The following is a 26,576-nucleotide window of genomic DNA, read 5'->3' on the forward strand; positions in this document are numbered from 1 at the left end:
GTCTCGACGCGGGCATCGCGTTCACCGACGAGATCACCGCCATCGGCGACCTGCGCCTTCACATCGACCTCGAAGCCATCGCGCCGGTCGGATCGATCGTATGGGCGCCGACCGACGTCCTTCGCCAAGACGGCACGCCGCACCCGGGCTGCACCCGTGGCGCCCTGACCGCCGCGACGACACGACTGCGCGGCGCGGGTGTCGAGGCGCTGGTGGGGCACGAGCTGGAGCTCGTCCTGGTTCAGCCCGACGGCTCGCCGTTGCCGGGCAGCTCGTGGGTTCCGTACGGGCTCGGCGGTCTGCTCGATCACGAGCGGCTGGTCGCCGACCTGCATGCGGCGCTCGGTGATGTCGGCATCGTCCTGGAGCAGCTGCACGCCGAGTACGGGGCGAGTCAGCTGGAGATGTCGCTGCCGCCGCGCGAGCCCGTCGCCGCGGCCGACGCCGCGGTGCTCGCCAAGCTCGTCATCGGCCGCGTTGCCCGAACGCACGGACTGCTGCCGTCGTTCTCGCCCGCACCGTTCGCCGGCTCGGTCGGCAACGGCGCCCACCAGCACCTGTCACTCACGCGCGCCGGTGAACCGCTGTTCAGCGGCGGTGACGGCCCGCATGGACTCACGGCCGACGGTGGGGCGGCGATCGGCGGCATCCTCCGGGGTCTGCGCGACGTCCAGGGAGTGCTGGGCGGTTCGATCCTGTCGGCGGCCCGGCTCGCGCCCGGTGGATGGTCGGGTGCGTTCGACGGGTGGGGCCTGGAGAACCGCGAGGCGGCGGTGCGCTTCGTCGCCGGCGGACCGGCCAACCCGCACGGGGCCAATGTCGAGGTCAAGATCGTCGATCCGTCCGCCAACGTCTACACCGCCACGGCCGCTCTGCTCGGACTCGTGCTCGACGGGATCGACAGCGGAGCCACCCTGCCCGACGAGCTCGACACCGACCCCAGCCAGCTGGATGACGAGGCGCGCGAAGCCGGCGGCTTCACCATGCTCCCGAACGATCCGGGCACCGTGATCGACACTCTCGACCGCTCGAGCCTGGCCCGCCGGTTGCTGGGTGACGCGATCGTGGATGCCACGGTGGCCGTGCGACGACACGAGCTGACGGCGTTCGCCGACCTCTCGCCGGAGGAGCTGGCGGCGCGCCTGCGGCTGGCCTGGACGATCTGATGTCGGTTGCCGAGCACGTGCAGTCGCTCGGTCTGGTCGACCACCACGTGCACGGAGCGTGGAGGACTGATGGTGACGAGGACCGCCTCGCGAACGCGCTGGCCGAGGCGTCTGCCGCGCCCGTCCGCCGACCCACCGACGCGTGGGACTCGCAGGTCGGTTTCGCGGTCCGCCGGTGGTGCAGCGAGATTCTCGACCTACCACGACACAGCGACCCGGGCGACTACTGGGCGCGCCGGGCTGAGCTGGGCGAGGCCGAGGTGCGCGGTCGCTTTCTGGCCGCGGCGGGCGTCGAGACCTGGCTGGTCGACACCGGCTTCGCCACGGGCGAGCTGCTCACACCGGCCGAGCAGGCGGCGGCGTCCGGAGCCGACGCGCATGAAGTGGTCCGCCTCGAGACGCTCGCGGAGGCGCTGGTCGCCGAGCCAGAGGGCGCGGACGACTTCGCGGCACGGTTCGCCGGCCGCCTCGCGTCGCTGGCGCCCGGCGTCGTTGCCGCCAAGTCGGTGCTCGCATACCGTTCCGGGTTCGACCACGACCTGTCGCGACCGATGGAATCCGACGTTGACACCGCCGCGGTGCGGTGGCGCGAAGCCGTGGGCGACACGTCTCCGCGGCTCACGGACGTGACGCTGATCGCCCACGCCATGCACGTCGCGCTCGAGCTCGGCCTGCCGCTTCAGGTGCACACCGGGCTCGGCGACAGCGACCTTCGACTCGACCGCGCGAACCCGGTACTCCTCACCGACTTCCTGCGGGCTACCGAGTCCGCAGGCGTCCCGGTCCTGCTCCTGCACTGCTTCCCCTACGAGCGCGAGGCGGGATATCTCGCCCAGGCGTTCGAGCACGTCCACCTCGACGTGGGGCTCGCGGTGAACCACCTCGGCGTACGCAGCTGTGAGCTGGTCGCCCGCTCACTCGAGCTCGCCCCGTTCGGCAAGGTGCTCTACTCCTCCGACGCCTGCGGACCACCGGAGCTTCACTTTCTGGGGGCTCGGCTGTGGCGCACCGCGCTGACCCAGGCGCTCGACGAGTGGGTCGCGCGCGACGACTGGTCGATCGACGACGCCTGCCGTGTCGCCTCGATGATCGGTCGCGACAACGCACTCCGCGTCTACGGCCTTCCACGCGACAGTGGGACGGAGCCACAGTAGGTTCTCGGCATGGAGGGCGAGCCGACGCGCGACCGGATCGACCGCAACTGGAACGAGATTCTCCAGGAGTTGCGGGTCGCCCAGACCGGTGTGCAGATCCTCACCGCGTTCCTGCTGACCCTGCCGTTCCAGCCGGCGTTCAAGGATCTGCCCGCTTCCCGCACGTACGTCTACGTGGCGGTACTGCTTTCAGCGATGCTCTCGATGCTGATGCTGCTGACCCCGGTCGCGCTGCACCGCGCGCTCTTCCGTCGTGGCCTGAAGCCGTGGCTGGTCGACGCCGCCAACATGTCCTCTCGTGCCGGTCTCGTGCTGCTGGTCGCAGCGAACGTTGGCGCGGTGTGGCTTGTTCTTGACGTCGTGCTCGGCCTCCTTGCAGCCTCGATCGCCGCCGCCGTGCTGGCTGGTCTCACGACGATCGGATGGATCGTGGTCCCGGCCTGGGTGCTGAAAGGGCGGGACTAGCGACCCAGTCCGGCGCGGTCGACCTTGCGGTGGAAGCGCATGCCGGCGAGGCCGCCCATCATCGCGCCGATCAAGGTGACTCCGGCAATGGCTGCCGCGGCGATGATGCCGTTGGTGGTGACGTCGCCCTCGTTGGCCGGGATCCGCGGGAAGTTGTTCAGCTCCGACAGCACGTCGTACCGGTCGCCGGCCACGGTGGCGGCGATCGCCACGGCGACGGCGATGAGCACGGCCCAGATCCACACCGCGAGCCCCTGCTTCATGCCGTTGAACCGAGCCATGCGCCCGGCCACGTAGCCGCCGCAGTAGTAGGCCACGAAGAAGATGGCGAGCAGGACGACCGCTTCGATGAGCCCGATGGTCTCGACGGTGACGTCGGGGTCGTTGCCCTGGGCGATGGACACCGCTGCGCCTCCGGCGCCCACCAGGGCGGTCAGCAGCACCGCCATGCCGGTGGCGGACAGCCAGCCGAAGAACGCCGAGCCCAGCTTGACGCCACCAAGTGCCTCGCGCTCGCGATCAACGACGGTCGAGCGGTCGTAGTCGTCGTCCACGTTGTTGTCGCGGGTGTCGTACCGGTCGTTGTCGTAGGGACCGGTCGTGTCGGCGTGCGTACCTGAGTACTCACTTCCGTCGTTCGACTCGTCTGACTTGTTGCCCCAGCGCACCAAAACTCACGTCCTTCAGTTGTCGGATGCCCTAGACAAGATACGTCCGAGGGGCCGTAACGCAAATCGGCGCCCCCGTTTTGGGCACGCGGGAGAGGAATTTTCGCCCCCGGTCGACTGCGCCCGTCACCATCCCGGTGGTGGCGGGCGCAGTCGGGTCCGTGGTCAGTGCGAGACCTCGTCCGCGCGGATGAAGGCGAGAAGTGCCCCCGCGAGGGCACTTACGATGCCCACGCCGATGCCCACGTAGAGCCAAGGCTCCTCGGGTAGACCGGCAAATCGCACAAGGATGATGGCGCCCAGCCCGACCGCGAGGCCGAGCACGACGAAGGTGATCCCCGCTGCCCATTCAGTGCGTTCCTGCATGGCTTCTCCTACCCACCAATGTTACGACCGGAGACACGCAGCGCAAACCGACGAGACGACGAAAACCGCTCCTGTTGCAGCACCTCTTGGCCGGTGCGAATCTGGGCACCAACTCCCGTCGAGGAAGGGGTCGACATGCTGACGCCGAAGGCGCGCGGGGTGCTCAGTGAGCTGCTGTTCGAAGCCATGCGGACGCAGCCCTCGACCTGGGGCGAGGTGCTCAGCACCGAACCCGACCACGACGATGACGCCCAGATCGCCCTGTGGACGCTCTACGAGCTGCACTACCGCGGCCTCGAGGACGTCGACGACGCCCTCGAGTGGCATCCGGCACTCCTGCGGTTGCGTCGGCGGCTGGAGAAGTCGTTCGAGTCGGATCTGCGGAGGCGGCACCTCGCTCCCGACGTCACCGCGCCGTTCGCCGAGGCGTTCTTCGACTATGTCGAGTGGCACGACGGTCGCTCACTTGCGTCCTTCGTGCAGCGCGATGCCGACGTCGAGCAGACGCTGGAGCTGCTGCGCATGCGCACGATCTACCACCTCAAGGAGTCCGATCCCACGGCGTGGCTGGTGCCACGGCTCTCCGTCCGTCCGCGAGCGGCTCTCATGGAGCTCCAGTACGACGAGTACGGCGCCGGCGACCCGAACCGCCTGCACGCACACCTGTTCGCGCGCGGCATCGAGGCCTGCGGGCTGAGCCCGGAGTACGGCGCGTACATCGACGACGTTCCGGTCGACGTGCTCGCGCAGAACAACGCGATGTCGATGTTCGGGCTGCACCGGCGACTGCGTGGAGCAGCTCTCGGGCACCTTGCCGCCTTCGAGGCCACCAGCTCCCTCCCGTCCCGCCGGATGTCACAGGGCCTGGATCGACTGGGGTTTCCGCAGGAGATCCTCGACTACTACGACGAGCACGTCGGGGCCGACGCCGTGCACGAGCAGCTCGCCGTCCGGGTGGTCTGCGGTTCGCTGCTGGACGACGAGCCAGACCTCGTCGACGACGTCTTCTTCGGTGCCTTCACCTGCCTTGACCTGGAGGACCGGTTCGCCGGTGCCATGCTCTCGGAGTGGGCCGCATGAGCACGCCAGAGTTCGACCATCCCGACGTGGTGATGTGCCCGGACGGGCCGATGCTCCTGCGTGGTGCCCACGTCGTGGCGGACGCCGATGGCGTCGCCCACCGGACCTCGCGGCCGGTGACAGCGGTGTGCCGGTGCGGCAAGTCGTCGTCGCAGCCGTGGTGCGACGGAACCCACAAGGTCATCCCGGATCGCTGATCGGTCAGAGCTTGCGGGACGACAGCGGCTTCGTGGCCGGTCCCTCGAGGACGCCGCCATCGGGTGCGAAGCGCGATCCGTGCAGCGGGCAGTCCCACGACTTCTCGGCGTCGTTCCAGTCGAGCACGCCGCCGAGATGGGTGCAGATCCCGTCGACCGCACACGTCCGACCGTCGACCGTGGAGACGGCGGTCGCGGCGATGCCGTCGCGGCGGACGATCCCCTCTCCTTCCGCGGTTGTGCCGGACAGTGAGCCGCTGATGCCGACGCCGACCAGGCCGCGGGTCGCCGCGATGCCGACTCCGGCGTTCGTCCGAACGACGTTGAATGCACCTGCGGGGCGCGTGATGCGTCGCCCGAGGGGAATGGCCCAGGAGGGCTTCTCGCCGAGGATCTGAGCCGAGATGTTGCGTGCAGCCGCGACCCCGTTCGTCAAGCCCCACTTGTCGAAACCGGTGGCGACATGGATGTGCCCGCCACCGAGGGGGAGATGGCCGACGTAGGGGACGCCGTCGTGGGACCGGTAGTCCTGAGCCGACCAGGCGTGCGTCTCGACGGCGCCGGGGAAGTGTCGGGCCGTCCAGTGGCGAAGCTCGTCGAGATGCTCCAGCTCCGAACCCACTCGACCGACCGGATGGCCGTTACCGCCGACCAGGAGCCGCGCTCGGTCGGGCGCCGGTACGTCGCGCACCGATCGCACCGACGAACCCGCCGACAGGTACATGCCGTCGGGCACATCTGCCACGTCGAAGGCGAGAAGGTACGAGCGGTTCGCCGCGACCTTCGCGAAGTAGAGCCCGCGGTCGAGGATCGGCGCGCCGGTGGCCAGGACGACGTGCTCGGCCGCCACCGTCGAACCGTCGTCGAGCGTCGCGCGGGGTCGGCCGCGCTTGGTCACCGCCATCACGCGCCGGCCCTCGTGCACCGTCCCGCCATGGGCACGCACCTGGTCGACGAGCGCGTCCAGCACGTCCATCGGGTCGAGCTGGGCCTGGTCGGGCAGCAGGACACCTCCGTGGGACGGGAAGGGGACGTCGAGGTCCTCGATCCACCGGACGCCGAGGCCGAGCGACTGCGCCGCGTCGAGCTCGCCGCGGACAGCGGAGACCTCGCTCTCGTCGGCGGCGTAGGTGATCGCGTCTCGCGTCTGCACGGTCACGCCGTGGTCCTGGCAGAAGCGCAGCAGCCACTGCTGTCCCTCGAGGTTCGCGTCGAGGTAGGCCCGGGTGACTCCGTGCGACTGGAGTCGAAGCATCCGCGACAGCTTGGTGCCCTGCAGGAGCGACAGCTTGCCGGTCGTGTGACCCGTGGTCACCGCCCCGATGTGTCGCGCCTCGACCACGGCGACCCGACGACCGGAACGAGCCAGCAGAAGGGCGGTGGTGAGCCCGGTCAGGCCGGCCCCGACGACCAGGTCGTCGACCGTCCCACCGTCATCGAGGGGATCGCTCACGTGCGACACGGTGCGGTCGAGCCACAGTGACCTCATGCGCCGCCCTTGGTCGAGCTCATGAGCTTGACGAGCACTCCGCCGTCATACGTGCGGACCTCGTCCATCGTCAGGGCTGATCTGGTGGACCGAAGCCGCTCACGCACGCGGTCGGCTTGACGGACCGAACCCAGCTGGAGCACCACCGATCCGCCGGGGACGAGATGCGTCTCGCACACCTTCAGGCAGGACCAGACGACGTCGAGCCCGTCGCCGCCTCCGTCGATGGCGATCAGCGGATCGTCGGGGAGCCGGCCGGTCTCGGCTCGCGGAACCCAGGGCGGGTCGGCGATGACAAGCTCGAACCGCTCGTCCGGAGCGATCACGTCGTCGATGCGTCCTTCACGGACGTCGACCCGGTCGCCCATGCCCGCGGTTGCCGCGTTGCGACGGGCGAAGTCGCACGCTGCGGGGTTGATGTCGACGACCACCAGTGTGTGCGCAGTCGATCGCGCAGACGCCAGCGCCAGCAGTCCGATGTGTCCGGCGCCGCTGCAGAGCTCGAGCGCGCGGACGCCGTCGGACTCGCTGAGCAGCAGCTTCGCCGCCCACCTCGACTGCGCCTGAGTCCACGGCCGCGGCTTCAGCACGCGATCGTCGAAGGCGATCGTGAGGTGGCCGAAAGCCATCGACTGCGCGACGCCTGGGTGCGTGTCGGGAGTCGGGAGCATGCCCGTGCGTACCTCCTTCCGGCCACGGAGAGCATCAGAAGCTCTCGACATGCATGGTCCCGCAGGAGCGGGAAACATGCATGGGAAGGAGGAATGAGTGAAAGGAGATCCGTCATGCCCGGTGAGAAGAACCGCAGCCTGAAGAAGCCCGACATGTCCGAGTCGCTCATCGACCTGCTCCGCAACCACTGACTGGACCCGGAGGCTGCTGCGCAGATCAGCGTGATCAGATTCCTGACGGCGGCCAGAGCCCGATGACCAGCGCCATCGCAGTCACCGTGATGAGCTCGTTGAGCGCGGTCAGGGCGGTGATCTGGAGGGTGCGGGTGTCGAACAGGTCGTGAACCAGCATGCGAGCGGCGGTGAAGGCCAACCAGAGGATCCACGCGCTGACGAGGGCCGAGAGCAGGAAGCCGCCCTGGTAGAACTCGTGCGACAGGAACGTGACGCCCGCGAGCGCGTAGGCCGTGACGAAGCCGGCCACGATGACGACGGGGTAGATGAAGGCGGGGCCGCCCTCGACGGACTCGTCAGAGTGCCCGACCATCTCCATCCATCGACGGCCGAAAACCGCTGGGAGGTAGAACACGAATCCGACGATCATGGCGGCCACGACGGCGAGGACGACGGCGACGTGGTTGATCTCTGGGGTCATGACGGCCTCCCGGCAGTGTCTTCGACGATTACACCAGATGCGGACGCCCCGTAGGCTCAACCTCATGGCGACTCCGGCCGAGGAGATCGAGGTCGACGATCGGATCGTGCGGGTCACCAACCCCGACCGGGTCTACTTCCCCGAACGCGGCTGGACCAAGCTCGATCTCGTCGAGTACTACCTCTCGGTCGGCGACGGCATCGTCACGGCGTTGTTCGAGCGGCCGTGCATGATGCACCGGTTCCCCACCGGCCTGGCCGGCGACAAGGTGCACCAGAAGCGCGTGCCCGCCGGCGCCCCACCGTGGCTGGAGACGGTCCGCGTGCACTTCCCGCGCTACAACCGCAACGCCGACGAGCTGTGCGTCACCGAGCTCGCGTCGGTCATCTGGGCCGTGCAGATGTCGACGGTCGAGTTCCATCCGTGGAACAGCCGCCGCGCCGACACCGAGAAGCCGGACGAGTGGCGCATCGACCTCGACCCCGGCCCCGAGTGCGACTTCGCCACGGTCCAGCGTGTCGCGCATGTGGCCCACGAGGTGCTGGACGAGCTCGGCGCCACCGGCTGGCCGAAGACGTCGGGTGGCTCGGGGATGCACATCTACGTGCGCATCCGGCCTGACCACGGGTTTCAGGACGTCCGCCGAGCGGCGCTGGCGTTCGCCCACGAGGTGGAACGACGCTCACCCGACGTCACGACGGCTTGGTGGCGCAAGGACCGGCACCCGGCCGACCTCTTCGTCGACTACAACCAGAACGCCCGCGACCACACCATTGCCGCGGCCTACTCGGTGCGCGGCTTCCCGGACGGCCGCGTGTCGACGCCGATCCGCTGGGACGAGATCGACGACGTCGACCCCCACGACTTCACGCTCCAGACGGTGCCGCCGCGCTTCGCGGAGCTTGGTGACCTCCACGCCGGCATCGACGACGCCGTCTTCGACATCGCCCTCTTGCTCGAGTGGGCCGACCGCGACGACCTCCCACCCGGGGACGGCCCGGAATAACCCCACTGGCGGCCGATCGTTGGACGGGTCATGCCTTCGGTGCCGTCCAGCGCTCTTCGAGGCGCCGTCACGACGATGGCGATTGTCGTGGTGAGCGCAGGGGCGGCGGCCGCGACCCCGATCCCGGGCGACCCGCTGCCGCCGGGCACACCTGAGTACGTCGGCGCGCCGGCGACTCCGAATCCGGTGGACGCGCCGGCTCCGCCGCAGCATCCGTTCCTGGCGCCCGACCCGGGCAACAACATCCACAACGACGCGTACATGACGGACACCTACCCCGGTCCCGGACCGCTCGGCGTGCGTCCGGAGGTCTCGTCCACGCTGCAGGTCGCCGAGTGCGCGAGCCTCACCTTCGACCGTCGCGACCGGATCGAGACGGTGTGCGTCGGCGCCACGACGCCGCATCTGAAGCTGTTCGACCCCGAGACGCTCGAGGAGATCGCGTCCTACCGGCTGCCGAACCGCCGACTCGGGCTCAACGTGTTCAGCGACTTCTCCGGCGGCGGCTACTTCTACCTCGACCATGAGGACAGAGCGGTCATCCCCACCGGCGACAACCACATCCAGGTGGTGGGCCAGACCGCGGACGGCGCGGGGTTCGAGCTCGCCCGCGACCACGACCTGACCGGAGCGATGGCGGGTGACGACAAGATCGTCTCGGCCCTCCCGGCCTGGACCGGGGAGATCGTCTTCGTGACCGAACAAGGCGTCGTCGGAGCCATCGATCGCGACACCGGGAGAACCGAGACTCTGCCTCTCGGGGAGACGATCACCAACTCCTTCGCGGTCGACGAGACCGGTGGCGGCTACATCGTCACGACGAAGGCGATGTACCGGATCGACCTCAGCGACGCAGGGGTCCCCGAGGTGACGTGGCGCGAGGAGTACCCGAACGTCGGCACGACGAAGCCCGGGCAGACCTCGCCCGGTTCGGGCACCACGCCGACGCTCGTGAACGACGAGTGGGTGGCGATCACCGACAACGCCGACCCGATGAACGTCGTGGTCTACCGCCGGGGGAGTGACGTCGCGGGTGAGCGGGAGGTCTGCCGGGTCCCGGTCTTCGAGAAGGGCGCGAGTGCGACGGACAACTCGCTGATCGCGGCCGACCGGGCTCTGGTCGTCACCAACAATCACGGCTATCAAGGACCCGCCCAGACCCTCGCGGGCAGCATCACCGCACCGGGCGTCGACCGCGTCGACATCGACGCCGATGGCAACGGATGCCGGGTCGTCTGGCAGAACCGCACGGAGCGGTCACCGTCTGCGGTGCCGAAGATGTCCCTGGCCAACGGGCTGGTCTATGTCGTCACACGCGAACGCAACGGACCCGGCGACTCCTGGTACCTGACGGCCCTGGACTTCCGCACCGGCGAGCCGGTGTTCAAGCAGCGCTACGGAACCGGGTTCGGGTACAACGTCAACTACGCACCGATCAGCCTCGGTCCGGACGGCACCGCGTACGTCGGTGTTCTGGGCGGACTGGTGCGGATCGCCGACGGGCCTTGACCGTCACGGCTGGTCGCGCAGCGCTTCATATCGGCGCAGCGACTCCCGACGCTCCTCGGCGTGGTCGACGATCGGCCTCGGGTAGTCGGCCGGCGGGTCGGCCATCGTGTGGGGTTCGTGCACGTGCTTCGCAGGTACGTCCGCCAGCGCGGGCACCCAGCGCCGCACGTAGGTGCCGTCCGGGTCGAACTTCTTGCCCTGCGTCGTCGGGTTGAAGACCCGGAAGTACGGCGAGGCATCCGTGCCGCATCCGGCCACCCACTGCCAACCGTGCTGGTTGGAGGCCAGGTCGAAGTCCACCAGATGCTCCGCGAAATGACGGGCGCCGTGCTGCCACTCCAGGTGCAGGTCCTTGACGAGGAAGCTGGCGACGATCATCCGTACTCGGTTGTGCATCCAGCCCTCGCCGAGGAGCTGGAGCATTCCGGCGTCGACGATCGGGAACCCGGTGCGGCCGGCCTTCCATGCTTCCAACTCGTCGCCGGGATCGTCGTACGGCATCGCCTCGAAGGCGTGGTCGTAGTAACCCCATGCGGAGTCCGGACGTCGGTCGAGGACGTCGGCATAGAACTCTCGGAAGGCCAGCTCGCGCCGATACGCCTCGGCGCCCCTGGAGCGACCCAGATCGGCCAGCATCGTGCGGGGATGGATCTCGCCCCAGTGCAGGTGGACGGACATCCGTGACGTGCGGTCGGCCCCGGGTTCGTCGCGCACGGTGTCGTATTCCTCGAGATCGGCTTCGAGGAACGCTCGCCATCGCCGGCGCGCTGCCTCTTCACCCGCCGCAGGAAGAGCGACGTGGTCGAGGCCATCAGAGTCCGTTGGCCGCGGCGCCGACCCGCCCGGATCGAGCCACGGAACCTCACGCACGGCCGGCTCCGGGTCAGGCCAGCCGTGCTCGCGCCACGCTGCGTAGAAGGGCGTGAAGACCTTGAAGCGGGAGCCGGTCCCCGTGAACGCCCGCCCCGGCGGGACCGCATAAGGCGATCCGGCGCGGACGAGCTCGATGTCGTGCTCGGCAAGCGCCTGAGCGACCTCGTCGTCGCGCGAGGAACCGTCCGGTTCGTGGTCGGCTGTGACGTGCACGGAGTCGGCTCCGACCCGACGTGCCACGCGCACCACCTCGTCGACCGGACGTCCCTCGACCAGGTGAAGACCGTCGACACGCTCCGAGAGGCGCTTCAGCGATGCACCGAGATACGCGTGCTGGACGCGACTCGCGTGATCACCCGGATCGAGCACGAAGAGCGGAACCACGCCGTCAGGACCGGCATCCACGGCGGCCCGGAGAGCGGGATGGTCGGCAAGCCGGAGGTCGCGTCTGAACCACATCACCGAGATGTCGGCCACAGTCAGGCGTCGCTCGCGTCGAGAGCTTCGGCGGCCTTCGCGATGTTGCGCTGCATACCGCCGAACACGATGCCGTGGAACGGCAGCGCCGACCACCAGTAGAGGTGGCCGAGCAGCCCGTGCGGATGGAAGAGGGCTCGGTGGAGGAAGGTCGTCGTGCCGCCGTCGGTGGAGCCGACCTGCAGCTCGAGCCAGGCGAGGCCCGGCACCTTCATCTCCGCTCGGAGCCGGAGGAGCTTCTCGTCGTCAGTGGCCTCGACGCGCCAGAAGTCGAGCGCGTCGCCGACGACGAGATCCCTCTCGTTCCGCCGTCCTCGACGCAGCCCCGGGCCACCGACCATCCGGTCCATCAGCCCGCGTACCCACCATGCGAATCCCCATGAGTACCAGCCGTTGCGACCGCCGATGCCCTCGATGACCGACCAGAGTGCCGCGGGAGAGGCGTTCACCTCCCGCGTCCTCGAGTCCTGGTAGAGCGAACCACCGGCCCAGTCCGGATCGGACGGGAGCGGTTCGGCGGGCGCGCCTGGCGTCGACGCCGACGACCACCGGGTGGGGACGTCGAGGTTCCTGATCTTGGTGAGCGCGAGCTCGACCGATCGTTCGTAGCCGATCAGACCGTCCGGCGGGTCGGGCACGTAGCGCTCGATGTCGTGATCGGCAGCGACGACGGTGTTGCGCAACGACTCCACCAGGGGGCGGGCGAGACCGGCCGGGACCGGCGTGATCAGGCCGACCCAATGGCTCGACAACCACGGCGACAGCACCGGCACCGGCAGCACCCGCCGACGTGGCAGCTCGGCCACCTTCGCGTAGCCCTGCATCATCTCCAGGTACGTGAGGACGTCGGGGCCACCGATGTCGAAGCGCCGGTTGACGTCGGCGGGGAGGTCGGCGCATCCCACCAGGTAGCGCAGCACGTCGCGGACGGCGATTGGCTGGATGCGCGAGTGCACCCATCGCGGCGTCACCATCACCGGGAGCCGTTCGGTGAGGTAGCGCAGCATCTCGAACGACGCCGACCCCGACCCGATCACCACCCCCGCCTGGAGCACCGCGGTCGGCACGCCGGACTCGAGCAGGACGTCACCCACCTGCTCACGCGATCGGAGGTGCTCCGAGAGCTCTTCGTCCTCCGGCACCATGCCGCCGAGGTAGACGATGCGCTGCACACCGGTGTCGGCCGCGGCCTCGGCGAACGTCGAGGCCATGCGACGTTCCGTGTCGGCGAAGTCGCCGCCGGTGCCGATCGAGTGCAGCAGGTAGTAGGCGACGTCCACATCGTCCAGCGCCGACCGGACGTCGTCGGCAGCAGTGGCGTCGCCGACGACGATCTCGACCTCATCGGCCCAGAGGTGGGCCCGCGCCTTGTCCGCGTGGCGCACGAGGACGTGCACGTCGTGGCCGGCGTCGAGGAGCTCTGGCACCAGTCGTCCGCCGATGTACCCCGTCGCTCCGGTGACGAGACTGCGCGTGGCCATGCCTCCAGTGTTGCGTCCCGAGCGCGACCCCGCAGATCAGTTTCGTGCTGCGGCTGCTCCGACCAAAGCCGTGAACAGACCGGCGTCGGGCTGCGTCTCGGGGTGCCACTGGACCGCCAGCCAGAAGGGTCGGTCCGGGTCCTCGATGGCCTCGACCGTGCCGTCGTCGGCATGGGCCGCGGGAACGAGTCCCGGGTGGTCGAGCACCGACTGATGGTGGTGGCATCGCACCGACGGGCCGGTGACCAGGATCTTCGCCAGATGGGTGCCGTCGACGAGCTCGATCTTGACGTCGCCGTACACGTCGCCCCCGGGCGAGTGGTTCTCGTGGCCCAGGGTGTCGGGGACGTGCTGGTCGAGATGGCCGCCCGCATGCACGGCCATCACCTGCATCCCCCGGCAGATGCCGAGCACGGGCAGCTGCTTCTCCGCGGCGGCGTCGAGCAGGGCGAGCTCCCAGGCATCGCGGTCCTCGCGCCAGTCGGCCGTGCGCTCGTGCGGCACGTCGGTGTACCGACGCGGATCGACGTCGGCCCCGCCGGCGATCACGAGCGCGTCGATCCGTGCGGCGACGTCGCCCGCATCTTGCGCCGGATCGTCGGTCGGCGGCAGGAGCACGGCGATGCCACCGGCCTCCTCGATGGAGCGCGCGTAGGCAGCAGGCAGCAGGTCGGCCTCGTCGTCCCAGACGCCCCACCGCGACTGCTCGCGGTAGGTCGTGATGCCGATCAGGGGCTTCATCTCACTGTGCTGATCTCATTGGGGCGTGACGTATGCGCCGGAGATGCCGCCGTCGACGAGGAAGGTCGAGGCAGTGATGAAGCTGGACTCGTCGGAGGCGAGGAACAGGACGGCGTTGGCCATCTCGTCTGGCTCGGCGAAGCGGCCCATCGGCACGTGGACGAGGCGTCGGGCGGCGCGTTCGGGGTCGGTGGCGAACAGCTCCTGGAGGAGCGGGGTGTTGACCGGCCCGGGGCACAACGCGTTGACCCGAACGCCTTCGCGGGCGAACTGGACGCCGAGCTCGCGCGACATCGACACCACCCCGCCCTTGGAGGCGGAGTAGGAGATCTGCGAGGTGGCGGCGCCCATGACGGCGACGAAGGAAGCGGTGTTGATGATGGAGCCCTTCTTCTGCTCGAGCATGTAGGGCAGGACCGCCTTGCAGCACAGGTAGACGCTGGTGAGGTTGACCTCCTGCACCGTGCGCCAGGTCTCGAGCTCGGTGGTCAGGATCGAGTCGTCCTCCGGCGGCGCGATGCCGGCGTTGTTGAACGCGACGTCGATCGACCCGTAGGTCGACTTCGCTGCCGCGAACAGCGCGTCGACCTGCTCCTTGTCGGTCACGTTGGTGTGCAGGTAGGTGCCGCCGAGCTCCTCAGCAAGGCCGGAGCCGCGGCTGTCGTCGAGGTCGCCGATGACGACGTTCGCGCCTTCCTGGGCGAACCGGCGAGCGGTGGCCAGGCCGATGCCCGAGCAGCCGCCGGTCACGACCGCGGTCTTGCCCTCGAGGCGCCCGGTCATGCTGGTCCTTCGTCCGAGATGAAGATGTTCTTGACGTCGGTGAACGCGTTGGGCGCGTCGGGTCCGAGCTCGCGGCCGAGGCCGGACTGCTTGAAGCCGCCGAACGGGGTCCAGTACCGGACCGAGGCGTGGGTGTTGACGCTGAGGTTGCCGGCCTCGACGGCCCGTGAGACGCGCAATGCCTTGCCGACGTCGCGGGTGTAGATGGAGCCGGACAGGCCGAACTCGGTGTCGTTGGCGAGCTGCACGGCCTCGGCCTCGTCGCGGAACGGCATGACCGCCACCACCGGACCGAAGACCTCTTCGCGCCAGATGCGCTGGTCGACCGAGTCGGCCAGAACGACCGTGGGCGGGAACCAGAACCCGCTCCCGGACGGGGCGCTGCCGGTGAAGGCGACGTCGACCTCGTCGACGAAGCCCTGCACGGTCGTGCGCTGCTGCGCCGAGATGAGCGGCCCCATCTCGCTGGAGTGGTCGGCGGGGTCGACGACCTTGATGCCCTGCACAGCGGGCTCCAGCAGCGAGACGAACTCGTCGTAGGCCGACTGCTCCACCAGGATGCGCGACCGGGCGCAGCAGTCCTGGCCGGCGTTGTCGAACACCGCCATCGGTGCTGCCGCCGCGGCCTTCGCGAGGTCGGAGTCGGCGAACACGATGTTGGCGCTCTTGCCGCCGAGCTCCAGCGTCAGGCGTTTCACCTGGTCCGCGCAGCCGGCCATGATCCGTTTGCCCACCTCGGTGGAGCCGGTGAAGCAGACCTTGCGGACGGCCGGGTGAGTGACGAAACGTTCACCGACCACCGAGCCCTTGCCCGGGATCACTGTGAAGACGCCGTCGGGCAGGCCGGCCTCCCGGCCCAGTTCGCCGAGACGTATCGCCGTCAACGGCGTCAGCTCGGCCGGCTTGAGCACGACCGTGTTGCCGGCCGCCAGCGCCGGCCCGAATCCCCAGCCGGCGATCGGCATCGGGAAGTTCCACGGCACGATGATGCCGACGACACCGAGGGGTTCGTGGACGGTGATGTTGATGCCGCCGGCGACCGGGATCTGCAGCCCGGTCATCCGCTCCGGCGCGGCCGAGTAGTAGTTCAGGACGTCGCGAACGTTGCCCGCCTCCCAGGTGGCGTTGCCCCAGGTGTGGCCCGAGTTGCGGACCTCCAGCTCGGCCAGCTCGTCGATGTGGTCGTCGACGAGCGCGGCGAACCGGCGCAGCAGCCGGGCCCGCTCACCCGGCGCCATGTCCCGCCAGGCGGGGAACGCCTCGGCCGCCCGCTCGATCGCCGCGTCGGTCTCCTCGACCGACGCCGAGCCCACCTCCGTGACCGCCTCTTCCGTTGCAGGGTTGACGACGACGTGAGTACTCATGCTCACATTCTCTCGAAGCTGCGGCGCAGCTCCCAGTCGGTCACGGCAGCGTCGAACGACGCCAGCTCGACGTCGGCCATGTTGGTGTAGTGGTCGACGACCTCCTCGCCGAACAGCTCACGCGCCAGCGCCGAGCCGTGCCAGGCGTCCCGGGCCTCGCGCAGCGTCGACGGCACGTGCTCCTTGTCGGAGGCATACGCGTTTCCGGACAGCGGCTCCTCCAGGGTCAGCTCGTTCTCGATCCCGTGCAGACCACCGGCCAGCATCGCCGCCAGCGCGAGATACGGGTTCACGTCGCCGCCGGGAACCCGGTTCTCCATCCGCGCCGACGCACCATGGCCAACGAGGCGCACCGCGCAGGTCCGGTTGTCCTCGCCCCACGCGATCGCCGTCGGCGCGAACGACCCGGGCTGGAACCGCTTGTAGGAGTTGACGTTCGGCGCATACATCAGGGTGAAGTCACGCATCGTCGCCAGCACCCCCGCGATGAACCAGTCATACGTCGCGCTGCGGCCCTCCTTCTCCCAGAACACCATGCTGCCGTCGTCACCGCGCAGCGACAGGTGGATGTGGCACGAGCTGCCCTCGCGCTCATTGAACTTGGCCATGAACGTGACCGACTTGCCGTGTTGGGAGGCGATCTCCTTGGCCGAGTTCTTGTAGACGCTGTGGTTGTCCGCCGTCATCAGCGCCTCGTCGTACAGGAACCCGATTTCGTGCTGGCCGAGGTTGCACTCACCCTTCGCACTCTCCACCCGCATCCCGGCCGCGTACATGTGGTTGCGGATGTCGCGCAGCAACGGCTCCACCCGACTCGTCCCCAGGATCGAGTAGTCGATGTTGTACTGGTTCGCCGGCGTAAGGTCGCGATAACCGGCCGTCCAGGCGTCCTCATAGGTCGTGTCGAACACGATGAACTCCAGCTCGGTACCCGCCAGCGCGACGAACCCGGCATCGGCCGCCTTGTCGAGCTGGGCCTTCAGGATCGTGCGCGGCGACTGGACCACCGGTCGGTGGTCCAGCCAGACCAGGTCGCACTGGATCATCGCCGTCGCCGGCAGGTGGGTGAGCACCCGAATGGTGTCGAAGTCGAGGGCGAACTCCATGTCGCCGTAACCCTTCTCCCACGACGACATCGCGTACCCGTCGACGGTGTTCATGTCGATGTCGACGCTGAGGAGGTAGTTGCAGCCCTCGGTCCCATGCTCGGCGACGACGTCGAGGAAGTACCGGCCGTGGAAGCGCTTGCCCTGCAACCGGCCCTGCATGTCGGTGAACGCGACGATCACCGTGTCGACGGCGCCGTCCTCGATCAGGCCCTTCAGCTCGTCGACGGTCAGGAGCTGCGGATGGCGAGTGCTCATCAGGGGCCTTCTTTCTTCGGGTCGTGCAGTACCGGTTTGTACGGGGCCTTCAGCGAGACGCTGACCGGAACGAGCTCCCCGGCGACGTCGACCTGGTAGTCGCCGACGCGGAGAACCTCGGCGGAGGCCACCTGTCCTTCCGGCGCCTTGACGTAGGCCAGGCCGACTCCGGCTCCCAGCGTCTCGCCCCAGGCGGCCGATGTCACCTGGCCGGCGGCAACGCCGTCGCGCCGCACCAGCTCGCCGCCCCACAAGGTCGCCTGTGGATCGTCGGAGACGAAGGAGACCATCCGTCGCGACGGGCCGTCGGCGCGGGCCTTCTCGACTGCGGTGCGTCCGAGGAAGTCGATGTCGGTCTTGAGCTTGCAGGCGAACAGCAGGCCGGCCTCGACCGGGTTGAAGTCGGGGGTCAGCTCGCGGCCGAAGGCGCGGTAGCCGCTCTCGAGCCGGAGCGACTCGATGGCGTAGTAGCCGGCGTTGACGACGCCGAGATCGTGGCCCGCCGGCATCAGCGCGTCGTACACGTCGAGCGCGTGCTCGGTCGGCACGTACAGCTCCCAGCCGAGCTCGCCGACGTAGGTGATCCGGGTGGCCCGCACAGTCGCGTCGGCGAGCGCGATCTCCCGGCTTGTGCCGAACGGGAAGCCGTCCTCGGTCAGATCTGCGTCGGTCAGACGCGTCAGCAGGTCCCGCGACCGTGGCCCCATGACGCCGAAGACCGCGTAGTCGGACGTCACGTCGGCGACACGGGCGTCGAGCCCGTCGGGGATGTTGCGCCGGATCCAGTCCTGGTCGCGTTCGGTCGTCGCCGAGCTGCTGACCAGGAAGAACTCGTCGGGACCGGCCCGGGTGACGGTCAGGTCCGACTCGTAGGTGCCGCGCCCGTTGAGCAGCGCCGTGTAGACCGTGCGGCCGACCTCGACGCCCACGTCGTTGGAGCAGATCCACTGCAGCGCGCGTTCGGCGTCGGGTCCGGTCACCCGGTACTTCGAGAACGACGTCTGGTCGAACAAGGCCACCGCCTCGCGGGTGGCACGATGCTCGGCCGCGACCCACTCGTGCCAGTTCTGCCGACCCCAGGAGTACTCGATGGACGGGTCGCCGGTTTCGGGTGCGAAGAAGTTGGCGCGCTCCCAACCCATCTTGCTGCCGAAGCCGGCATTGGCGGCGGCGAGCCGTTCGAACACGGGGGAGGTGCGCAGGGGTCGGGCGGTCTCGAGCTCCCGGTTGGGCCACGGGACGGCATAGTGCAGTCCGAGGACCTCGCCGACCCTGGCCCGCAGCCAGTCGTTGTCGGCGTGGAACGAGGCGAAGCGCCGGATGTCGACGGCCAGGAGGTCGGTGGTTGGCTCGCCCTCGATGATCCATTCGGCGAGTGCGTGTCCGGCACCCCCTGCCGTGGCGATGCCCACCGAGTTGAATCCGGCGCCGACGAAGAGGCCGTTCACGTTCGGCGCCTCGCCGAGGATGAACTGGTTGTCGGGAGTGAAGCTCTCCGGTCCGTTGTAGAACTTGCGGATGCCGGTCTCGCGCAGTGCCGGGATCCGTTCCAGCGCACTGTCCATCAGGATTGCGAAGTGGTCCCAGTCCTCATCGAGCAGCTGGAACTCAAACGGGTGGGGGATCTGGTCCGGCGAGACCCAAGGCTTCGCGTTCGGCTCGAACCCACCGACGACGAGTCCGCCGACCTCCTCCTTGAAGTAGGTGTAGCCGTCGGGATCGCGCAGGATCGGCAGGTCGGGGTGCATGCCCTCGATCTGGTCGGTGACGACGTAGAAGTGCTCGGCCGAGTGCAGCGGCACGGTGACGTCGATCCGTGCGGCCAGATCGTTGGCCCACTGTCCCGCACAGTTGACGACGATCTCGGCCTCGACATCACCGTGACTCGTGTACACGCCGACGACGGCGTCGTCCTCGGTGAGGACCTCGAAAACCCGGACGTGCTCCACCACCCGCGCACCCCGTTGACGGGCACCCTTCGCCAGCGCCTGGGTCAGGTCGGTCGGGTTTGCGGTCCCGTCTCCAGGCAGCCAGATCGCGCCGGCGAGGTCGTCGGACGCCATCAGCGGGTAGCGCTCGCCGGCCTCCGTTGCGGTGAGGATCTCGCACTTCAGGTCGAACGCCTCGGCCGTGGCCGCGGTGCGACGGAGCTGGATCATGCGGTCCTCGGTGCGGGCGACGGTCAGGCCGCCGCACTGCTTGAAGCCGGCGCTCAGGCCGGTCTCGTCCTCGAGCCGCGAGTAGAGGTCGGTCGAGTACTGCGCCAGCCGGGTACCGCTCTCGGTCGCGCGAAGCTGCCCGACGAGGCCGGCCGCGTGCCAGGTCGTGCCGCATGACAGCTCGCCCTGCTCGATGAGGAGGACGTCGGTCTCGCCGGCGAGGGTGAGGTGGTACGCGACGCTCGTGCCGATGACACCGCCGCCGATGATGACGATGCGGGCCCGGGCCGGGAGCCCAGTCGCCGGCCCAGTCATGTCCTGAATCCTGCCGCCGTGTCGAGGAGGTCCTCGAAGCCAGGTGAGCGGAAGTCGGCGACGGCCTTCTCGAAACGATCCTGTCCCCAGCCGTGGAAGTCGAAGTCTTGGTCGGAGGTCGCGGCCTGGATGTAGCCCCAGAGCGACCACCCGTAGCGGGACACGGTGGCCTGCAGACGCGTCCGCGCGATCTTCTCCGGTGAGTGGTGGTCGACGTAGGCGGTCACGAGCTCGTCGAGGTGGTCGTCGTCCAGCTCGCACTCGGTCCAGGTGTTGCCGAGCTCGAAGAACGGGTCGTTGTTGCCCGAGTACTCGTAGTCGATGAGCCAGAGCTTCTCGCCGTCGTCGACGAAATTTCCCGCCAGCAGGTCGTTGTTGCACGGCACGGTCGGCACGTCGTTGACCTCGAGCGCGACCCGGATCTGCTGGAACGGCGCTTCGAAGTCTCCGTAGTCGTCCGGATGCGCGAACCCACCGTCGACGACGGAGGCGAGGTACCTCTGCTGCCGGGTGAACATGTCGAAGTCGCCGACGAAACGTGGTCCGGCATGGAGCGTGCGGCACGCTTCCGCGACCCGCGTCAGGGCGTCGGGCTTGCGCAGGTCTTCGTTCTCGAACGAACGACCGTCGATGAAGCCGATCACCAGGACGTCGAGGTCGGGCCGGAAGTCCACGACCGGTGCGCCGATCCCTGCCAGCTCGGCTGATCGGGTGTTCGCGTGCTCGGACTCACGGTTGATGCCGAGCAGCGACGTGTCGCTCCGACTGCACCGTGCGACGAAGACGCCCTTGGGCGTCGTGACCTTGAGGTTCAGGTTGGTGAGCCCTCCCGGCAGCTCCTCGATCTGACGCGGCTTGTCGGCCAGGCTGGGGATCTGGTCGAAGAGCTCCTCCAGCGACCCACCGTTCGGCGCAGTGTTCATCCGACTGCGTCCGCGGTGAGCTCGGCCGACACCGTGGTCGAGACGCTGGTCCGCAGGCTGATGCGGGTGCGATCGGCGCGGTAGCGGTCGAAGGCGTGCTCGACGGCGACGCCAGACGCGGTGAACGACGTGCGCGTCACGAGCATCAGGGCCGCGCCCGGTTCGACGTCGAGCAGCGTGGCGTGCGCGTGGGTCGCGACTGCAGGCTCGAGCCACTCCTGCGCGCTGTGGGGGGCGAGGTCGTAGTCCCTGCGCATGATCGCGTAGATCGACCCGGTGAGTGGGCGTCGGTCCAGGCCGGCGAAGAGATGCGCGGGAAGGTACGTCTCCTCGAGCGCCAAAGGCTCGCGACGGGCCGATCGCACGCGGACGATCTCGAAGACGTCCTGGTTCCGCCCGAGCTCCAGCGAGGCGGCCACGGCTCGGCCGGCCCGCACTCGCTTGACGCCGATCACGCGTGCGCCGGCGCGCACGTTGGCGCGCCGCATCTGCTCGGTGAACCCCGGCAGGCCGGTCAGGTCGCACTCGATCTGCCGCTCCCGGATGATGTTGCCGCCGGCCCGGCCGCGCCGACGCTCGAGGAGGCCGCGACTCTCCATCGACCCCAGCGCCTGCCGCAGCGTCATGCGGCTGACGCCCAGTGCGGCCGCGAGCTCCTCCTCACGCGGCAGCTTGTCGTCGGGAAGCAGCCGCCCGGCGTCGATGCGTCCGAGCAGCCACTTCTCGATGCGCGCGTGCGACGGCTCATCGCTCGTCCTGGAGAGCCGGGGCTTGTTCCCCAGTGCCCGATGGTCGACCCCGAGGACCCTCACCTGTAGGACGTCAGTCGTCGAGAAGCTCGGCGACCGCCGGGTCGATGTTGTGGATGGGCCCATGGAACCACTTCTTGGCCGACACGTTCCACCAGATTGCCAGCAGGAGCACCGCGCCAACGGTGACGATCGGTGCGTAGTTGACGAACTTCCAGCTGAAGTCGTCACTGAACGGCACGGCGGGAGGCACGAACGGCATCATCAGGTACAGCGAGACGATGACGATCTCGGCCACGGCGATGAGGTTCATCCACTTATACTTGGACCCGTTGGTCCACGCACCCGGCTCGAATGCGTCGCCCATTCGCCAGCGCAGCCAGATCGGGATCGCGAACGAGGCGTACAGCCCGATGACGGCGATCGACGTGACGGCGTAGAACGCGATCGGGAGAATCAACGGCTCCTCTGCGGTGCCCAGGTTCACCTCGACCAGTGCCGGAAGGGTGACCAGAGCCGCCGCGACCGCGACGCCCATCACCGCGTTCGCGGGCACGCGCGCGGCCGTGAGCTTTGACCAGATCGCCGAACCCGGGACGGCACCGTCGCGGCTGAACGCGAAACCCATGCGGGACGCCGACGTCAGGCACGAGGTCGCGCAGTAGAACTGTGCCGAGGCGGAGATGAACAGCACCACGGTCGCCCAGTTCGTGCCGAGCGATGTCGTGAAGATGTACGCGACGCCGCCCGCGCCGACTCCGGCGTTGTCGGGTGCGCCATCGAGGTTGGGCACGGCGAACACCACCGCCAGCAGGAGGATGTACCCGCCGAGCGCAGAGTAGAAGATCGAGCGCCAGATGCCCTTGGCCGCCCCCATGGTCGCCGAGGCAGTCTCCTCGGAGAGGTGGGCGCAGGCATCGAAGCCGGTGATCGTGTACTGCGTCAGCAGGAACCCGAACGGGATGACGGCGAAGAAGAAGAAGAGGCTGCTGGTGCTGCCGTCGGCGAACCCGGAGTTGTTGAACCGCTCGGTGAACACGTAGTTGATCGACTGGTGCTGATCCGGCACGAACACCAGGATCGCCACGATCGCGGTGGCGCCCACGACGTGCCACCACACCGACACGTTGTTCATGATCGCCATCATGTGACCGCTGAAGATGTTCAGGAGCGACGCGAGCGCGAGCACGATCACGAAGGTGATGAACACCCTGGTCAGCGAGTAGCTCTCGGCGTACGTCTCTGAGTAGGTCGAGATCGTGAGGTCGATGAACGTGGCACAGCCGTACGAGACGCCGGCCGTCACCGCGATGAGTCCGATCAGGTTGAGCCACCCGGTGAAGAAGCCGGCGGCCGGCCCACCGAGCTTCGAGGCCCACCAGTAGATGCCGCCCGAGGTCGGGTACGCCGACACCAGCTCCGACATCGTGAAGCCGATGATCAGGATGAAGACGCTGAGGATCGGCCACGACCAGGAGATCGAGATCGGGCCGCCGTTGTTCCAGCCGGCGCCGAAGTTGGTGAAACATCCGGCCAGGATGGAAATGATCGAGAAGGAGATCGCGAAGTTCGAGAACCCGGACCATGAACGGTTCAGGTCCTGCTTGTATCCGAGCTTGGCGAGGAGCTTCTCGTCTTCTGTGAGGTTGTCGATCTGATCGGTCATGGCGCCGCCGTTCTCAGAGAAGTTGATTGATGCTAGCGCAACGGAATCGATTGCATCTAGACCTTTTCTCCGCGAATTTCGTTACTCGAGAGTCACTTCAGCAGGCTTCTTGTCCGTGCGCAGACCGCGCCACACCGGGTGCCGCAGGTGGCCCTCCGGCGTCCACTCGCTGTACGTGACCTCGCCGACGAGCCTCGGGCTGACCCAGCGTGCCTCGCGGGAGATCTCGCGCGGGACCTCGACCGGAGCGGTCTTCCGTTCGATGCCCTGAAGGCGGCTTGTCAGGTCGCGGAGCACACGGTCGCTGAACCCCGTGCCGACCCGCCCTATGTAGAGCAAAGAAGAAGATCCATGCTCGGGTACAGCCAACAGGAGCGATCCAATCCCACCAGACCGGTTGCCCTTGCCCGGACGCCAACCGACGATCACGGCCTCCTGCATCCTCTGATTCTTGATCTTGATCCACGAAGCCGACCGGGTGCCGCTGCGGTAGCGCCCGTCGCGACGCTTGGCGACCACGCCTTCGAGGCTCAGCCGTTGACTCGCCTCGACGGCGTCTTCGAGCGAACCGTCGAACGCCCCTGGCACTCGCACGACGTCGCGATCCAGGTCAAGGCTCTCAAGCACGGCGCGACGCTCCTCGTACGTCGCGTTCTTCAGCGGGTCACCGTCATGGCGCAGGACGTCGAACAGCAGGTAGCGGATCGGCCGCTGGCCCTGCTGGAGTCGCGAGAACGAGGGCACCCCGTCGGGCCCGATGGCCACCAGCTCGCCGTCGAGCACGGTGTCGGTGAGATCGTTCGCGGCCAGTGCCTCGACCACCTCCGGATAAGTGCCGGTCATGTCCTTCCCGGTCCGGCTGAACAGCGACACCTCGGCGCCGTCGCACACGGCGACCGCCCGGTAGCCGTCCCACTTCATCTCGAACGCCCAGTCGTCCTCGTCGTCGAGGTCGAACGCCTTGCCTGCCGTCGCCAGCATCGGCGCCTCCGGCTTGGCCGTCGCCGTGCGCTTGGTCGGAGACTTCGACGGTCTCACCACCCGCTTTCGTTGGTCTCCCGGTTTCATCAGGTGGATGAGCCAGTTCTCGCCGGTGCGGATGAGGGCAAAGCGGCGCGGCTCGCCGAGCCCGCCCTTCTTGGTGCCGGTGAGCGTGGCGATGACCTCGCCGTCGCGCCACTTCTCGGCCTCGTACGTGCCGGTGTCCCAGATGGTCACCTCGCCCCCGCCGTACTGACCCTTCGGGATCGTTCCGGCGAACGTGCCGTACTCCAGCGGATGGTCCTCGGTCTGCACGGCGAGGTGGTTCTTCGCCGGGTCGGTCGGCACGCCCTTGGGCAGCGCCCACGAGACGAGCACGCCGTCACGCTCGAGGCGGAAGTCCCAATGCAGCCGGCTCGCATGGTGCTCCTGGATGACGAAGGAATTGCCGTCACCGGGCAGGTCGGCGCCAGCTGCAGGCACCGGCTCCGGCGTCTTCGAGGCATCGCGCATCGAGCGGTAGGTGGACAGCGTGTCCGCCGCCGGTGCCTCGTCGCCGCCTCCTCGCGCCAGCGGAGCCAGCGGGTCCTTGCGCCGCTTCATGCGGGCCAGCACCTCGTCGTACGTCAGGTGCCGCAGTTCCGGGTCGTTCAGCTCGCGCCAGGTGCGCGGCACGGCGACGGTCGGCTCGGTGCGGCCGCGCAAGGAGTACGGCGCGATGGTGGTCTTGTTGCGGTTGTTCTGGCTCCAGTCGGCCAGCACCTTGCCGCCCCGCAGGGCCTTCTTCTGCGTGGTGACGACGAGGTCGGGCAGCTCGCTCTCCAGCACCGACGCGAATTGCCTGGCGAAGCCGTTGACGTACTCCGCGTCGTGGCTGCCGTCGAGCCCGGCGTACAGGTGCAGTCCCTTGCTGCCACTCGTGACGGGGAACGACTCGAGCCCCAGCTCGGCCAGCAGCCGCTTGGCGCGCTTGGCCACCGCGACGCACTCGGGCAGACCAGCGCCCGGGCCGGGGTCGAGGTCCAGCACGAAACGGTCCGGGTTCAGCTGGGCGCCGTGCGGGCCGACCCGCCACTGCGGCACGTGGATCTCCAGCGCCGCCATCTGCCCGAGCCAGGCCAGCACGGCCACTCCGTCGACCACCACGTAGCTGTTGCGCCCGCTCCGGTGCTGGATGGACGCCCGGCGGATCCAGCTCGGCGCCGAGGCGGGCAGGTTCTTCTCGAAGAACACCTCGCCGGGCTTGTCGGCGGTGCCGACGCCGTTGACCCAGCGCTTGCGCGTGGCCGCGCGGTCGACGACGTGCGGGAGGATGTGCGGCGCGATCTCGACGTAATAGGAGATCACGTCGGCCTTCGTAGTGCCCGTGGCCGGGTAGAAGACCTTGTCCGGGTTGGTCAGACGCAGGCGATGACCTCCGATGGAGACGGTCTCACCGGAGGATCGCGCCATTACGACGCGCCTCCCCATCCCTGGCGGCGCGACCGCGGCCCCGCATCCCGACCGGCGGCGTTCTCGTCGGTCGCCGCACAACACCGGTGCGCCTCCCTCCTCGGCCTTGCCGGATCGGGCGCGGATGCCACGCTCGCTACCCGCCAGGGATGGGGAGACACGTCGCCTAAGCGCCCTTGCGGGACTTCTTCTTGGCGGCCGTCGACTTGCTCGTCTTCTTCCCAGCGCCTGACGATGTGCTGGCCTTCTTCTTCTTGCTCTTGTCGACGCTGCGCTGCAATGCCTCCATCAGGTCGATGACCTCGGCCTTCTCGCCCTCCTCCTCCGACTCGCCGAACGTGGCGGCAGTATCGAGGGCGTCACCCTGTTCGAGCTTCGCCTCGACCAGCATGCGCAGCTGCTCCTGGTAGTCGTCGGTGAATTGGCTGGCGTCGAAGTCCCCGGCGAGGGAGTCGACGAGCTGCGAGGCCATGTCTCGTTCCTTCTGGCTGATGCGCGGCACCTCGTCGAGAACGTCGAAGTCGGCCTCGCGCACCTCGTCGTCCCAGAGCATCGTCTGCAGCACGAGCGCCTTGTCCTTGACGCGAAGCACGGCGAGGCGGGTCTTCTGGCGCAGCGCGAACTGCACCACCGCGCTGCGGTCGGTCTCCTCCAGCGCGCGTCGCAGCAGGGTGTAGGGCTTGAGCGCACGGGCGTCCGGCTCGAGGTAGTAGGCCTTGTCGAGGCGGATCGGGTCGATCTGGTCCGCCGGCACGAACTCGACGACGTCGATCTCGTGGTTGTTCTCGGCGGGGAGCGACTTCAGCTCCTCATCGGTGAGCA

General features: G+C 68.5%; 24 protein-coding genes. 7 read left to right on the forward strand and 17 right to left on the reverse strand.

Features of this window, described 5'->3' with window-relative positions; genetic code table 11:
- The 3 genes from ACRDPN_RS06060 to ACRDPN_RS06070 all read left to right on the forward strand — a co-directional run.
- The coding region (locus ACRDPN_RS06060) for a hypothetical protein (protein WP_431446474.1) at positions 1–1,166 on the forward strand (1,166 nt) is incomplete at its 5' end.
- Positions 1,166–2,320 carry an amidohydrolase family protein gene (locus ACRDPN_RS06065; protein ID WP_431446475.1) on the forward strand — a complete coding sequence of 385 codons (1,155 nt, stop codon included), beginning with the start codon at positions 1,166–1,168 and terminating at the stop codon, positions 2,318–2,320. The genes ACRDPN_RS06060 and ACRDPN_RS06065, both read left to right, overlap by 1 nt.
- A 9-nt stretch (positions 2,321–2,329) precedes the next feature.
- Positions 2,330–2,785: a DUF6328 family protein gene (locus ACRDPN_RS06070; protein WP_431446476.1), complete on the forward strand. Its 456-nt coding sequence runs from the start codon at positions 2,330–2,332 to the stop codon at positions 2,783–2,785.
- Here ACRDPN_RS06070 and ACRDPN_RS06075 read toward each other — a convergent pair.
- Entirely contained in the window at positions 2,782–3,453 is a 672-nt protein-coding gene (locus tag ACRDPN_RS06075) for a hypothetical protein (protein WP_431446477.1), read from the reverse strand. The two genes, ACRDPN_RS06070 and ACRDPN_RS06075, sit on opposite strands and share 4 nt — an antisense overlap.
- A gap of 165 nt (positions 3,454–3,618) precedes the next feature.
- Positions 3,619–3,819 carry a hypothetical protein gene (locus ACRDPN_RS06080; protein ID WP_431446478.1) on the reverse strand — a complete coding sequence of 67 codons (201 nt, stop codon included), beginning with the start codon at positions 3,817–3,819 and terminating at the stop codon, positions 3,619–3,621.
- Between the two features lie 135 nt (positions 3,820–3,954).
- Between ACRDPN_RS06080 and ACRDPN_RS06085 the strand changes: the two genes are divergently transcribed.
- Positions 3,955–4,899 (forward strand): iron-containing redox enzyme family protein, encoded by a 945-nt coding sequence (locus ACRDPN_RS06085; protein ID WP_431446479.1) that lies wholly within the window; start codon positions 3,955–3,957, stop codon positions 4,897–4,899.
- A complete protein-coding gene (locus ACRDPN_RS06090; RefSeq protein ID WP_431446480.1) occupies positions 4,896–5,096 on the forward strand; it encodes a CDGSH iron-sulfur domain-containing protein in 201 nt (66 codons plus the stop codon). The genes ACRDPN_RS06085 and ACRDPN_RS06090 overlap by 4 nt, the downstream gene beginning before the upstream one ends.
- Before the next feature lie 4 nt (positions 5,097–5,100).
- On the opposite strand, the gene ACRDPN_RS06095 is transcribed toward ACRDPN_RS06090, so the two are convergent.
- The 3 genes from ACRDPN_RS06095 to ACRDPN_RS06105 all read right to left on the reverse strand — a co-directional run bounded on the left by ACRDPN_RS06095 (position 5,101) and on the right by ACRDPN_RS06105 (position 7,911).
- Positions 5,101–6,549 carry an FAD-dependent oxidoreductase gene (locus tag ACRDPN_RS06095; protein WP_431446481.1) on the reverse strand — a complete coding sequence of 483 codons (1,449 nt, stop codon included), beginning with the start codon at positions 6,547–6,549 and terminating at the stop codon, positions 5,101–5,103.
- Between the two features lie 32 nt (positions 6,550–6,581).
- Positions 6,582–7,256 carry a methyltransferase domain-containing protein gene (locus ACRDPN_RS06100; RefSeq protein WP_431446482.1) on the reverse strand — a complete coding sequence of 225 codons (675 nt, stop codon included), beginning with the start codon at positions 7,254–7,256 and terminating at the stop codon, positions 6,582–6,584.
- Positions 7,257–7,482: 226 nt separating this feature from the next.
- Positions 7,483–7,911, reverse strand: a complete 429-nt coding sequence (locus ACRDPN_RS06105) for a DUF1761 domain-containing protein (protein WP_431446483.1) — start codon at positions 7,909–7,911, stop codon at positions 7,483–7,485.
- 64 nt (positions 7,912–7,975) lie between these two features.
- Here ACRDPN_RS06105 and ligD point away from each other — a divergent pair, with 64 nt between their 5' ends.
- Positions 7,976–8,917, forward strand: coding sequence for a non-homologous end-joining DNA ligase (ligD, locus tag ACRDPN_RS06110; RefSeq protein WP_431446484.1), 942 nt, complete (start codon positions 7,976–7,978; stop codon positions 8,915–8,917).
- Positions 8,918–8,947: 30 nt separating this feature from the next.
- Positions 8,948–10,426: a hypothetical protein gene (locus tag ACRDPN_RS06115; protein WP_431446485.1), complete on the forward strand. Its 1,479-nt coding sequence runs from the start codon at positions 8,948–8,950 to the stop codon at positions 10,424–10,426.
- Between the two features lie 3 nt (positions 10,427–10,429).
- On the opposite strand, the gene ACRDPN_RS06120 is transcribed toward ACRDPN_RS06115, so the two are convergent.
- From ACRDPN_RS06120 to ACRDPN_RS06175, 12 genes are all read right to left on the reverse strand, one after another.
- On the reverse strand, positions 10,430–11,776 hold the full coding sequence (locus ACRDPN_RS06120) for a cryptochrome/photolyase family protein (RefSeq protein ID WP_431446486.1): 1,347 nt from the start codon (positions 11,774–11,776) through the stop codon (positions 10,430–10,432).
- A 2-nt stretch (positions 11,777–11,778) separates the two neighbouring features.
- The gene (locus ACRDPN_RS06125; RefSeq protein WP_431446487.1) at positions 11,779–13,257 is read right to left on the reverse strand and encodes an SDR family oxidoreductase; all 1,479 of its coding nucleotides are present in this window, start codon (positions 13,255–13,257) and stop codon (positions 11,779–11,781) included.
- A gap of 36 nt (positions 13,258–13,293) precedes the next feature.
- Positions 13,294–13,998, reverse strand: a complete 705-nt coding sequence (locus ACRDPN_RS06130) for a gamma-glutamyl-gamma-aminobutyrate hydrolase family protein (protein WP_431446488.1) — start codon at positions 13,996–13,998, stop codon at positions 13,294–13,296.
- Between the two features lie 15 nt (positions 13,999–14,013).
- Positions 14,014–14,781, reverse strand: a complete 768-nt coding sequence (locus ACRDPN_RS06135) for a 3-oxoacyl-ACP reductase (protein ID WP_431446489.1) — start codon at positions 14,779–14,781, stop codon at positions 14,014–14,016.
- Positions 14,778–16,145, reverse strand: a complete 1,368-nt coding sequence (locus ACRDPN_RS06140; RefSeq protein ID WP_431446490.1) for an aldehyde dehydrogenase family protein — start codon at positions 16,143–16,145, stop codon at positions 14,778–14,780. The genes ACRDPN_RS06135 and ACRDPN_RS06140 overlap by 4 nt, the downstream gene beginning before the upstream one ends.
- 2 nt (positions 16,146–16,147) lie before the next feature.
- Positions 16,148–17,509, reverse strand: a complete 1,362-nt coding sequence (locus ACRDPN_RS06145) for a glutamine synthetase family protein (RefSeq protein ID WP_431446491.1) — start codon at positions 17,507–17,509, stop codon at positions 16,148–16,150.
- A complete protein-coding gene (locus tag ACRDPN_RS06150) occupies positions 17,509–19,983 on the reverse strand; it encodes a GcvT family protein (protein WP_431446492.1) in 2,475 nt (824 codons plus the stop codon). The genes ACRDPN_RS06145 and ACRDPN_RS06150 overlap by 1 nt, the downstream gene beginning before the upstream one ends.
- Positions 19,980–20,906 (reverse strand): phosphotransferase, encoded by a 927-nt coding sequence (locus ACRDPN_RS06155; protein ID WP_431446493.1) that lies wholly within the window; start codon positions 20,904–20,906, stop codon positions 19,980–19,982. Before ACRDPN_RS06155 ends, ACRDPN_RS06150 begins: the two co-directional genes overlap by 4 nt.
- Positions 20,903–21,718 (reverse strand): GntR family transcriptional regulator, encoded by an 816-nt coding sequence (locus ACRDPN_RS06160; protein ID WP_431446494.1) that lies wholly within the window; start codon positions 21,716–21,718, stop codon positions 20,903–20,905. The genes ACRDPN_RS06155 and ACRDPN_RS06160 overlap by 4 nt, the downstream gene beginning before the upstream one ends.
- Positions 21,719–21,728: 10 nt before the next feature.
- A complete protein-coding gene (locus tag ACRDPN_RS06165) occupies positions 21,729–23,321 on the reverse strand; it encodes an amino acid permease (protein ID WP_431446495.1) in 1,593 nt (530 codons plus the stop codon).
- 81 nt (positions 23,322–23,402) lie between these two features.
- Positions 23,403–25,754: an ATP-dependent DNA ligase gene (locus ACRDPN_RS06170; RefSeq protein WP_431446496.1), complete on the reverse strand. Its 2,352-nt coding sequence runs from the start codon at positions 25,752–25,754 to the stop codon at positions 23,403–23,405.
- A 166-nt stretch (positions 25,755–25,920) separates the two neighbouring features.
- Positions 25,921–26,576, reverse strand: a 656-nt coding sequence (locus ACRDPN_RS06175; protein ID WP_431446497.1) for a Ku protein, incomplete at its 5' end; no start/stop codon positions are given.

Source organism: Aeromicrobium sp. (assembly GCF_050700635.1).
In the GTDB taxonomy this organism is placed as follows: domain Bacteria; phylum Actinomycetota; class Actinomycetes; order Propionibacteriales; family Nocardioidaceae; genus Aeromicrobium.